An 11,157-nucleotide genomic window follows, 5' to 3' on the forward strand; every position below is an offset into this window, starting at 1 on the left:
CGAGCCACGGACCACGTTCTATGAAGCGGGTAGGGTCTACGCCGGACGGATGCAGACATCCACGGCGTCGTAGGTGTCCACGATGCCCCCGTCGTGCGAAACGAGTGCGTGACCATACCCATCGACGCCCAAGAACAGCCCACAGACCAATTCCTCGCCCTCGATGGTGATAACGCGGACCCGCGTGCCGATAAACGCCAACGAAGCGTTATATGCGGCAAGCAGCGGCGCCAGAGGGCCTTCGGCTCCGCCACGCACGGGATCTTTGATCCAACGATCGACCTCGGCGCTCGACGTCTGCTGCGCGGAGCTATCCGGGCTCGGGTATTTGCGATTCCAACGGTCGGCCGCCGACCAGCCTTCCACGGACTTGAGGATGCCATCGCGAATGGCATCGGCCAGAGCGTCCAAATCGGGACAGGAGGCCCCGGGGGCGAGGGCGTCGCGCAGTCCCGTCGCCGGCAGCGGAGCCAAAGCGCCGTCACTCGCGGGAAGCTCGGGAGTCTCGATGTTCACACCGATGCCGCACACGGCGAACGCGCCCTCGTCGGACATGGCGAGCTCCGTGAGCACACCCGCGAGCTTGCGGCCACCCACGACGATATCGTTGGGCCACTTGAGGCGCACACCCGGGCAACCAGCCTCACGCAAGGCGCCCATGGCGCCCATCGCACAGGCAACGGGCAAAGCGGGCAACGCGGTGGCGGACACATCGGGCCTGAGAAGGACCGAGAGATACAGGCCGCCGGCGGGAGACGCCCACACATGGGTGCGCTGACCGCGACCGGCAGTCTGGACACGCGCACGAAGGGCGGCGCCATGCGGCGCACCCTCACGACCGCGCCTCTTCATTTCGGCATTGGTCGAACCGATCTCATCGACCACCTCGATGAGCGGCAAATTCTCCCCCATCTCGATCCCCTCTTCCGCTGGAGGCCCCTCGCATATGCGAATAAGGAGGCGCGTGCGGGTACTCCCATCAACGCGCCGCCTCAACAGATTCAGCGGGTAAAACAACCCTACCTATCTAGCATACGGAAAAATCTTGCCTCGAGCTCTGGGTTTTCGACGAACGCACCCCTACGGGCGAGAGTGGCGGTTTTTGTGCCCGGTTTTTGGACACCGCGCATGGTCATGCACATATGCTCGGCCTCCATGTACACGATGGCGCCCCTGCAGTCGAGCTCAGCCATGAGCGCATCGGCGACCTGGGCAGTAAGCTGCTCCTGCAGCTGCAGACGGCGGGCAAAGACCTCGACCGTGCGGGCGAGCTTGGAAAGTCCCGCCACGCGACCGTTGGGAATGTAACCGATGGCGGCCTTGCCGTAGAACGGCAGCATATGGTGCTCGCACAGCGAGTAGAAGGTGATGTCGCGCTCGATGACGAGATCGTCGCCCAGCACGGTGAAGGTCTTGGACAGATGCTCGGAAGCGCTTCGGTCCATGCCGTCGCAAAGCTCGGAATACATGCGCGCAACGCGGTCGGGCGTCTCGACAAGCCCCTCGCGCGTGGGGTCCTCGCCGATACCCTCGAGCAGCAGGCGAACCGCCTCGCGCACCTTATCCTGATCGACCATCTCTACCAGCTTTCAACCGTGCCGTATCGCATCTCATCTGAACGATATGGTACCACAGGATAAACCCCCGCCTAATCCATCGTGTGCGTGGCGTAGACGCGCTCATCGCCCCATAGGCGCACGGCCTTTGCAGGGGCAATCCCCGCCGCGACGGCCTCGAGCGTCTCGGGCATGTCGATGAGGCGCTGATTCGAAGATCCCCGGAAACGAAGCGTGATGTCATGCAGGTCCTGCACGAAGGGGCCGTCCACCAAAACATCCACGCACCTTAGGATGCGATCGGTGAACTCGGTGTGATGGCAACCACCGTCCACGAGCTCCACATCCCAGGTATCCCCCGTGAAGCACCATATGGTCTTGCCGCTCTCACGCGGAAACTCATCGCGCACGCGCTCGACAAAGGCGACGAGTCCTTCCTGATTTTCCGGCTCCATGGGTTCGCCGCCCAAAATGGTCAGGCCGTCGACATACGCCGGTCGCATGCTCTCGATGATGGCATCCTCGGTCTCGCGCGCGAACGGCTTGCCCGCGGCGAAGTTCCACGCCACCTCGTTGAAGCAGTTCTTGCACCCCCGGCGGCATCCGGACACGAACAGCGTCGTACGAACCCCCTCACCGTTGGCGATATCGAAATGCTTGATCTCAGCGTAATTCATGAGCCGGATTCCTCCTCAAGAGCCCCTCATTCGTCAGCCCGAGGCCCTAGCAGCACAGCCCCACATAACCAGAGCAACTGCAGGGCAAGAGCAGGGGCTGTCCGGGCGCATACCATCCGTCGCGAGTTCCGCACGAACAGAAGGCCCCAGTGGGGCCTTCGTCGTGAGCAGGACTGCCCGAGCAGCGGATGGTATGCGCCCGGACAGCCTGCCAGGATCGCCCCCTACAGGTGCAGCACGCGATCGCGAATCTCCTCGGTACGGCCCTGATTCCAGAACTGCGTACCGATATAGCCGCACGTACGGCGGGCGACGTTCAGCGTCTCCTGGTTGCGGTTGCCGCAATGCGGACACTCCCACACCAACTTGCCGTCGTCCTCCACGATCTTGACCTCACCGTCGAAGCCGCACTCCTGGCAGTAATCGCTCTTGGTGTTAAGCTCCGCGTACATGATGTTGTCGTAGATGTACTGCATGACGCGGATGACGGCCTTGAGGTTGTCCTGCATATTGGGCACCTCGACGTACGAGATGGCGCCGCCCGGGGACAGGCGCTGGAATTGGCTCTCGAACTTGAGCTTGTCGAACGCGTCGATCTCCTCGGACACATGGACGTGGTAGCTGTTGGTGATATAGCCCTTGTCCGTCACGCCGGGGATGATGCCGAAGCGGCGCTGCAGGCACTTGGAGAACTTGTAGGTGGTGGACTCGAGCGGGGTGCCGTAGATGGAGTAGTCGATATCCTCGGCGGCCTTCCACTCGTTGCACTTGTCGTTCATGCGCTGCATGACCGCCATGGCGAACGGCGTACCGCGCTCGTCGGTGTGGCTCGCGCCCGTCATGTACTTCACGCACTCATACAGGCCGGCATATCCCAGGCTGATGGTGGAATACCCGCCAAAGAGCAGCTTGTCGATCTTCTCGCCCTTATCCAGGCGCGCAAGGGCGCCATACTGCCACAGAATCGGGGCGGCGTCGGACAGGGTGCCCAACAGGCGCTCGTGGCGGCATCGCAGGGCGCGATGGCACAGCTCCAGGCGCTCATCGAAGATCTCCCAAAACTTGTCCATGTCGCGCTGGGAGGAGAGGGCCACATCAGGCAGGTTGATGGTCACAACGCCCTGGTTGAAACGACCATAGTACTTGGGCTTGCCGGGCTCGTAATTCTTGGCGCGGGCGACATTGTCATAGCCGTTGCCCGTACGATCGGGCGTGAGGAAGCTGCGGCAGCCCATGCAGGTGTAGCAATCGCCGTTGCCCTCGGTCTCACCCTTGGAGAGCTTGAACTCGCGCATCTTCTTCTCGGAGATGTAATCGGGCACCATGCGCTTGGCGGTGCACTTGGCCGCGAGCTGGGTCAGGTAGAAGTACTCGGAGCCCTCGTAGACGTTGTCCTCCTCGAGGACGTAGATGAGCTTGGGGAACGCGGGGGTGATCCACACGCCCGCCTCGTTCTTCACACCTTCGTAGCGCTGACGCAGGGTCTCCTCGATGATCATGGCAAGATCGCGCTTCTCGGCCTCGCTGCGGGCCTCATTGAGGTACATGAACACCGTCACGAAGGGCGCCTGGCCGTTGGTGGTCATGAGGGTGACGACCTGGTACTGGATGGTCTGAACGCCACGGCGAATCTCGTCGCGCAGGCGGGTCTCCACGACCTCGGAGACCTTCTCCTCGGGCGCCTCGACCCCGAGCTCCTTGAGCTCGGCATCGACCTGACGGCGGATCTTCTGACGGCTCACCTCGACGAACGGGGCGAGATGCGTGAGCGAGATGGACTGGCCGCCGTACTGGCACGAAGCGACCTGGGCGATGATCTGCGTGGCGATGTTGCAGGCGGTGGAGAAGCTGTGCGGGCGCTCGATGAGCGTACCGGAGATGACCGTGCCGTTCTGCAGCATGTCCTCAAGATTCACGAGGTCGCAGTTGTGCATGTGCTGGGCGAAATAGTCGGAATCATGGAAATGAATGATGCCCTCGTTGTGGGCCTCGACGATCTCGGCGGGCAGGAGCACGCGCTGCGTGAGGTCCTTGGAGACCTCACCGGCCATATAGTCGCGCTGCACGGAGTTGACCGTGGGGTTCTTATTGGAGTTCTCCTGCTTGACCTCTTCGTTGTTGCACTCGATAAGGGACAAGATCTTATCGTCCGTGGTGTTCTTCTGGCGCTTGAGGCCCTGGACGTAGCGATAGATGATGTAGCGGCGGGCGACCTCAAAGCGGTCGAGGGCCATGATCTCATCCTCGACCATGTCCTGGATCTCCTCGACGGAGACAGTGTGGCCGGCAGACTCGCAGCGATCGGCGACGTTCTGCGCGGCGTAGACCACCTGGCGATCGGTGAGGCGCTCGGCCTCCTTGACCTCGCTGTTGGCGCCCTTGATGGCGTCGATGATCTTCTGGATGTCGAAGGTGACCTCAGAACCGCTGCGCTTGATGATCTTCATGGCGTTCCTCCGCGAATCGCTCTACTAACCCGTACATGCCACAATGATGGGAAAACCTCGGCTCCACACGATATGACAGCGCGCGGACAAACCGAGGCCATAGTTGCCTGGAACAGTATGATAGGCCATTTTTGCATCAATATCTGGTATCAATTTTTTAGACTAACACTATATATTGTGTTTCAGCAGGTCAGGGATAATGTGCTGACTTCTTCCCGCATTCAAATTTGCGAACCTGCGGGACGCCGCAAACGAGGCGCAGGCGCCCAACCTGCGCGGATGCAAAAACAGCGACGCAAAAGGCCGGCGGGGTGTCCATAACTTCTCCGCTTGACACGGGGCGATCACCTCGAGGCATACTGGGCGAATCATGATCGGCCTACATGTTGTGCGCGGCGCGCAACCAAGCTCCCCCACGGATAACGGAGCCAGAGGTCCGGTCGCGAAGAGACCACATGGACTCGCAATAAGATAACGGGCGCCCCGAAGGACGCCCGATTACAATGCTATGGAGGCGAAGCCCGGATTCGAACCGGGGGTAAAGGCTTTGCAGGCCTCTGCCTTACCACTTGGCCACTTCGCCGTATATGCAAAGGGCCGATTGAAATCGGCCCCGGCACATTCAATGGAGCGGACAACGGGGCTCGAACCCGCGACCCCAACCTTGGCAAGGTTGTGCTCTACCAACTGAGCCATGTCCGCATGTGGTGGGCGATACAAGATTTGAACTTGTGACCCCTTCCGTGTCAGGGAAGTGCTCTCCCCCTGAGCTAATCGCCCGTCTCAGGTGTGCGCCTCAGCGCGGGATTAACTATAGCCGAGCAGAATTTCAGATGCAACAACATTTTTCAAAATTTTTGAAATCGTTTGGTTTTCCCTGGTAGAACGCGAGAATCAGCCAATTTCCCACCTCTTTGCAGAGTGCATCGCATCATGTTGCCGTATGCGGAGCCCAGATCCGACCGTCCACTAACGGCCCTCCCCGTCCGACGAAAGCCTCTCTGAAAACCAGTTTCCATTATTTTCAAATGGGGCCTTGCACTTGAACGGTCGATTGCGTATAGTACTTCTTCGCAAGCGGACATGGCTCAGTTGGTAGAGCACAACCTTGCCAAGGTTGGGGTCGCGGGTTCGAGCCCCGTTGTCCGCTCCATTGCATTTGAGGAGCCGGTTGTTTCAATCGGCTCTTTTCATATCACGGCGGCTTGGCCAAGTGGTAAGGCAGAGGCCTGCAAAGCCTTTACCCCCGGTTCGAATCCGGGAGCCGCCTCCATCGCAGAATCAACGGGCGTCCCATGGGGCGCCCGTTTTGCATAGGGCGCCTATTTCCCCTATCCCACCAGCTTGATCAGACGGACCTGCGTGCCCGGGGCATCCGCACGACGTCGCACTTCCACACTATCCACGAGCATGCGCATGAGCTTGATGCCGCGACCGCGCTCGAGGCTCTCGGCGGGCTCCTCCCCGTCTGCGATCTCATAGCCGCAGCCGCAGTCTCGCACCTCGATGATCACGCGATCGGGATATGCATAGACGCTCATGGAGCCGCCCTCGCCGCCGCAGGCATGGTCGTACGCGTTGGAAAGCGCCTCCCCCGCCGCAAGAGCCACATCGAAGCACTCCTCGCGCGTGAGCGGAAGCGTACCCAGAAGCTCCGCCGCGCGATGGCGGTATTCGGCGAGGTGCTCGACACCCCGCTGAATGGTGAAGCTCTTGCTCCACAGCGGCGGCACATCGGGTGCTATGACCGGGATTGCGGGACGCTCGACGGTCGATACATGCAGGATGTCTATCAGGCGCGCGATCTGCAAAAAGCGCGCGACATCCGGAGATGCGTTCACGAGCGACAGAAGCCCCTCACGCCCGTAGAGGGCGCGGGCGCGCGACAGCAGGAAGGCGAGACCCGTCGAATCGATGAACGTCACGTTCTGGCAGTTCACCAAGATGCGACGCACGCCGCTGTCGATCAGGGCGTCGACCTGCTCGCGCAGGCGCGGCACCGACGCGAGGTCGATGTCGGTCGTGGGCGCGATGACGGCTATGTCGTTCCATTCATTCATGCTGCTATGGTTCCCCAAACTCCCCCATCCGATACGCCGCCCCGCCGCGGGACGGCCTCGCACACGACCCTAGGACTCGTCCATGCGAAGCGCGACGAGAGCGATGTCGTCGTCGAGCGCGGAACCGGTGAACGTATCGAGTTCCGCCAGGACCTTTGAGCACAGGCCGTCGATACCGGCGGAAGCGGAGCGCAGCAGAGTCTCCCGCAAGCGGGCCTCGCCGAAAAAGCCGCCCGAAGCATCACGGGCCTCGATGGCGCCGTCGGTGTACATGAACAAGATGTCACCGGGATTGAAGGCGAACGCTCCGTTCTCATACACCATGGAGGGGAACGCCCCCACAACGCCCGACTGAACGCTCAACAGCTCCGCCTCGACGCCGCCGGACGCATCCCGCCTCAGCAGCATGGTGGGCGGATGACCCGCCGAGCAATAGGTCGCCCTGCCGTGACGCAAATCGATCTTTGCAATGAACACCGTAACGAAGGTCTCCACCCTCGAGAAGCTCATGAGCATGCGGTTGAGTGAACGCGCCATGCGCGCGGGGCTCGCGCCCTCCCACGCGTAGGCGGTGAGCGCCGTCTTGACGAGGGCCGACATCGATGCGGCCTCGACGCCCTTGCCCGACACGTCGCCCAAGATCATGACGGCGCGGTCATCGGGCAAGCGGATCAGCGTGTAGAAATCGCCGCCCACAAGCGCCTGGCGCGTGGCGGACGAGTAGAGCGAGTCTGTCGTGATGCCGGGGACGGAGCCGAGATCGTTGCGCATGCCGGCCTGCAGTGTCTGCGCGATGCGGCGCTCGCTCTTCTGCTGCAGGGCGCCCTCCATGATGAGCTCGAAATCGTGGGCGACGTGCGTGAGGTAATCGAATTCCATGTCGTCCACGGGCTCTTGGGAGCCATCACGCAGCAAGAGGAAGCGACGCGGCGGAAGCACCGTGGAGAAGGGACCCGCGTCCTCGACGAACACCGCCTCCTCCAAATTGGGACCATTGTCCATGAACACACCCTGGCACGGCAGACCGTGGCGCTCGAGCCACTCGCCAATCCACGTGATGCGGTCGACACGGGCCAGCCTGATCTGCTTGGGGTCCTCCGTGACGGAAAGCGGGCCCGTGTCCGCATTGAAGGCGTCGGAGCGCGACGAGGCGCCCACGCGAGCGGCTGGCGCGGTCACAGAGAAGAACATCTCGTCGGCGTCGCACGGCAGGTCGATGCGGCGCCCGCCGTCGAGCTCGATGACGTAGACGCCACGCTCCATGTCATTCAACACGGGCAGCAAGCGGCAGGAGAGTTGCTCGAGGACCTCCTCGATCATCTCGCGCCATGCGGCAACCGGATCCGACCCTGCGGCGTACAAGGCCTCGCGAATACGCGTGAGCGACCGCGTGAGGCCGGCCGTGCGGGCGGCTCGCAGGGAGCTCACCACGCCGACCAACTCGATGGAGAGGTAGTCGCAGATGACCTCGAGCACACGCACATCGGATACCCGTGGCGAACAGGGTCGCGTCCATCCGAGCTCGACGATGCCAAGCACCTGCGTGCCGAAGTAGACGGGAACGGCGATGAGCGTCTTGAAAGGCGGCATGTCCTGGCTGCGGACGTTATGACGGATGCGCGCATCCAGATCGTAAAACGATCCGGGGACCGTCGGGTCGTCCGGATCACCGGGCACGAGCGAGATACGGCACGCCCGCTGCTCGCGCAGGACGTGCGTCGCCACACCAGCGCCATAGGGAATGAACGCAGGAACGCGGGAGCCCATGAGGCCGCGACTCACGCCGCGCAGCTTGAATCCGCCACTCTCGGCGAAATAGATCGTCGTGCCCGCGGCGTCGAGTGTCTCGGCCATGCGATTCAAAACGGTGTCGAGCAACGTGGGCATATCGTTGGAGCCGACCGTGGACATGATCACAGACAACGTGCCGGAAAGGCGCTTGTTCGCCGCCTTGAGCTCAGACAGCAGGCGCTGCGTCTTGCGGTCGTAAGCGTACTGCTCCTCGAGGCTCCTGATGGCCACAACATAGCGATGCGTATGGCCTCCCTCGCCCTCGGGGCTCCCGGAAAGTTCGATGGCGCGCACGCGGACGGGAATGAAGGAGCCGTCCGCGAGTTTGAGCATGAGCGTGTTCTCGGAACCGTCTGCCGTGAAGGGCACCTTGTGGCCCATCGAGCGCTCAAATGAAACGCTATACAGCAAGTCCTTGATGTCGGCGCCGACGACCTGCTCCCTGCCGATCTTCCCAAGCGAGAGCATCTGGCGGTTCACATGGGCGACCGTGCCGTCGGCGTCGCAGATGGCGACGGCGTCGCTCGTCACCTCGACGAGCCGGGCGACATCGCTCAATTCCTCGTTGTGCATGCGTTCCATGCGCATCCTCCCGCCGACTCGACACGGCGCGGGCGCGCTCATCGCACGACCGCGTGCGATAGATAGTAAAAAACCCAAACCCCGAAGGGTTTGGGTACTGTTCACGTGGTGTCGGAGGCGGGACTTGAACCCGCATGACCAAAATCGGTCACTAGCACCTCAAGCTAGCGCGTCTGCCAATTCCGCCACTCCGACGTTCGCAACAGGGAGTATATTAACCTGGATTCCGCCGACTGTGCAAGTCTTTTTTCCAAAAAAGTTTGAAATATTTTTCCAGACGCCATTACACCAGGTCAGAGGCAAAAAGATCGATCTTTCCGGAAGCGTCGACGGCAGAAGCGGCAACACGGTCGGACGCGATCTTGGTATATGCCGGGTGAGCGAGCGGGATGAGGGGCAGGCTCTCCCCCGCCATGGACAGGGCATCTTGGATCAGCGCACGACGGGTTGCGACGTCGGTCGCCTGGCGCGCCTCGGCGAGAACATGATCGAGCTGCTCGTCTCGATACACGCTGATTCCAGCCGACGATCGATCATATGCGAGCAGCTCATCCACAATCGCCTCGAGAGCGGGCACAGACGGCTCGAGAGCCCTCAGCGCGCAATCGAACTCGGCGGTGCGATAGCGCTTCACAAAATCATCCGCATCCAACGCCTCGGTCTTGACCGAGAACCCAGCGGCCTCGAGATCGCGCACGACATGTGCCACCACCCGGGCGCCCGTTCCTCCCTTGCGGTAGATCAGATCGATGTCGAGGTCGAGCGGATCGGGCAGGGGCACATCGGCCTCGGCGCCCCCTTCGGCAGAACCCTCCCCTTCCACAGGATCATTCTGCAGCGCCGCGAGCTTGGCGGCCTCGACCAGTTGAAGCGAACCCTCAGGATCGTACGTGCACGCATCCCAGGGCTGCATCTCGGCAACGCGAGGGGAAATGGGACCGAGGGCGGGCTCGCCGCTGAATTTGAGCACCTTGCGGCACAGGGCCTCGCGATCGACGGAAAGACAGGCGGCACGACGCATCTCGGGGCGGGAGAACGCCCCGGACACACAGTTGAGGGAGAGATAGAGCAAGCCGCCCTCGACCCCGTGCGCAAGACGGGCATCCACCGTCATCGAGTGGCCGTCAGGAGCGGGGCTCGCGATATCCTCAGCATCGGAAAGCTGATCGACGGGAACGTCGGTGATATCGATATTGCCTGCGCGGAACTGCTTGTACGCCGCGACCGTGTCGGCCATGGGGTCGAACAAGGCGCCCGCGGCAAGCGGAGCTCCGATGACGCAATCGGCAAAAGACGCGAGCATCACACCGCGCCCGCGCTCCCACGGGTACTTGAGGGCAAAAGGCCCGTTGCCAACGGGCTTCAAGGCGAATGCCTCGGGATCTGCCAATGCCGCGGCGGGGACCGGACCCAGCGCGGGATGAGCCGTCACGTGGTCGAAATATGGGCACGGCTGGGTGAGGGTGACCACGAAGGTGGCATCGTCGGGGCAGCGAAGACCGACCATCTCCGAAGCCCGACCAGCGCGCAGCGCCTCGTAGCCATCCACCAGGCGCAGCAACGAACCCCACCGCCCGAACTCGGGCTCGGCATCAGACGTGCCCTCATCGCTGGAAATAGCACGCACAAGGCGCTCCCATGCGATCTTGAAAGACGACGCGGTCACGCGCTCCCCATTGTGAAAGACAGCATGCTCCGGAAGCTTGAACGTGAACGTGCACGCGTCATCTGAGACGGCGCACGACAGCGCAGCGCCGGGCACGAGCCCCCCATTGGCATCGAACCGCATCAGGGGCAAGAAAACAGCGGAGAGCACCTGCAAGCCCGCACGATCTTCCACCAGCAGAGGATCGATCTCGGAAAGCTTCCCAACACGGCATTTCAACCAGGATGCGGGGACGGTCTCCGCACCACCTTGGGATCCGCCCTCCTGCCCCCCGCATGCGGAGAGCGCGGACATCGCGGCGATACCCATGGCCGCACCGCAAAGGGTTCGTCTATCGATCATCAAAAGTCCTCCCGGCTTTCGCGCGGTTGCATATCG

7 protein-coding genes and 6 tRNA genes are annotated in these 11,157 nt (G+C 62.2%); 2 read left to right on the forward strand and 11 right to left on the reverse strand.

Translation table 11 applies throughout. The features are described 5' to 3' along the window. Positions 1-36 precede the first annotated feature (36 nt). The 7 genes from FY258_RS05455 to FY258_RS05485 all read right to left on the reverse strand — a co-directional run bounded on the left by FY258_RS05455 (position 37) and on the right by FY258_RS05485 (position 5,460). The gene (locus tag FY258_RS05455; RefSeq protein ID WP_118103800.1) at positions 37-912 is read right to left on the reverse strand and encodes a biotin--[acetyl-CoA-carboxylase] ligase; all 876 of its coding nucleotides are present in this window, start codon (positions 910-912) and stop codon (positions 37-39) included. A gap of 107 nt (positions 913-1,019) precedes the next feature. Then, positions 1,020-1,577, reverse strand: a complete 558-nt coding sequence (gene folE / locus FY258_RS05460; RefSeq protein ID WP_118103802.1) for a GTP cyclohydrolase I FolE — start codon at positions 1,575-1,577, stop codon at positions 1,020-1,022. Between the two features lie 71 nt (positions 1,578-1,648). After that, the gene (gene nrdG, locus FY258_RS05465; protein WP_118103804.1) at positions 1,649-2,233 is read right to left on the reverse strand and encodes an anaerobic ribonucleoside-triphosphate reductase activating protein; all 585 of its coding nucleotides are present in this window, start codon (positions 2,231-2,233) and stop codon (positions 1,649-1,651) included. A gap of 224 nt (positions 2,234-2,457) precedes the next feature. Beyond that, positions 2,458-4,680: an anaerobic ribonucleoside-triphosphate reductase gene (gene nrdD, locus FY258_RS05470; protein ID WP_118103806.1), complete on the reverse strand. Its 2,223-nt coding sequence runs from the start codon at positions 4,678-4,680 to the stop codon at positions 2,458-2,460. Positions 4,681-5,189: 509 nt separating this feature from the next. After that, positions 5,190-5,263, reverse strand: a tRNA-Cys gene (locus FY258_RS05475). A 43-nt stretch (positions 5,264-5,306) separates the two neighbouring features. Then, positions 5,307-5,382 (reverse strand) — tRNA-Gly (locus FY258_RS05480). A 3-nt stretch (positions 5,383-5,385) separates the two neighbouring features. Beyond that, positions 5,386-5,460, reverse strand: a tRNA-Val gene (locus tag FY258_RS05485). Between the two features lie 297 nt (positions 5,461-5,757). On the opposite strand from FY258_RS05485, the gene FY258_RS05490 reads away from it, so the two are divergent. Both FY258_RS05490 and FY258_RS05495 read left to right on the forward strand, forming a co-directional pair. After that, positions 5,758-5,833, forward strand: a tRNA-Gly gene (locus FY258_RS05490). Between the two features lie 46 nt (positions 5,834-5,879). Beyond that, positions 5,880-5,953, forward strand: a tRNA-Cys gene (locus FY258_RS05495). A gap of 58 nt (positions 5,954-6,011) precedes the next feature. Here FY258_RS05495 and FY258_RS05500 read toward each other — a convergent pair. From FY258_RS05500 to FY258_RS05515, 4 genes are all read right to left on the reverse strand, one after another. After that, the gene (locus FY258_RS05500; protein WP_118103808.1) at positions 6,012-6,740 is read right to left on the reverse strand and encodes an anti-sigma factor antagonist; all 729 of its coding nucleotides are present in this window, start codon (positions 6,738-6,740) and stop codon (positions 6,012-6,014) included. Positions 6,741-6,809: 69 nt separating this feature from the next. Then, entirely contained in the window at positions 6,810-9,113 is a 2,304-nt protein-coding gene (locus tag FY258_RS05505; RefSeq protein ID WP_118103810.1) for a SpoIIE family protein phosphatase, read from the reverse strand. Between the two features lie 106 nt (positions 9,114-9,219). Further along, positions 9,220-9,308 (reverse strand) — tRNA-Leu (locus FY258_RS05510). Positions 9,309-9,396: 88 nt separating this feature from the next. Further along, positions 9,397-11,121 (reverse strand): ABC transporter substrate-binding protein, encoded by a 1,725-nt coding sequence (locus tag FY258_RS05515; protein WP_182279430.1) that lies wholly within the window; start codon positions 11,119-11,121, stop codon positions 9,397-9,399. Positions 11,122-11,157 lie beyond the last annotated feature (36 nt).

This window comes from Collinsella intestinalis (assembly GCF_902364775.2).
In the GTDB taxonomy this organism is placed as follows: Bacteria; Actinomycetota; Coriobacteriia; order Coriobacteriales; family Coriobacteriaceae; genus Collinsella.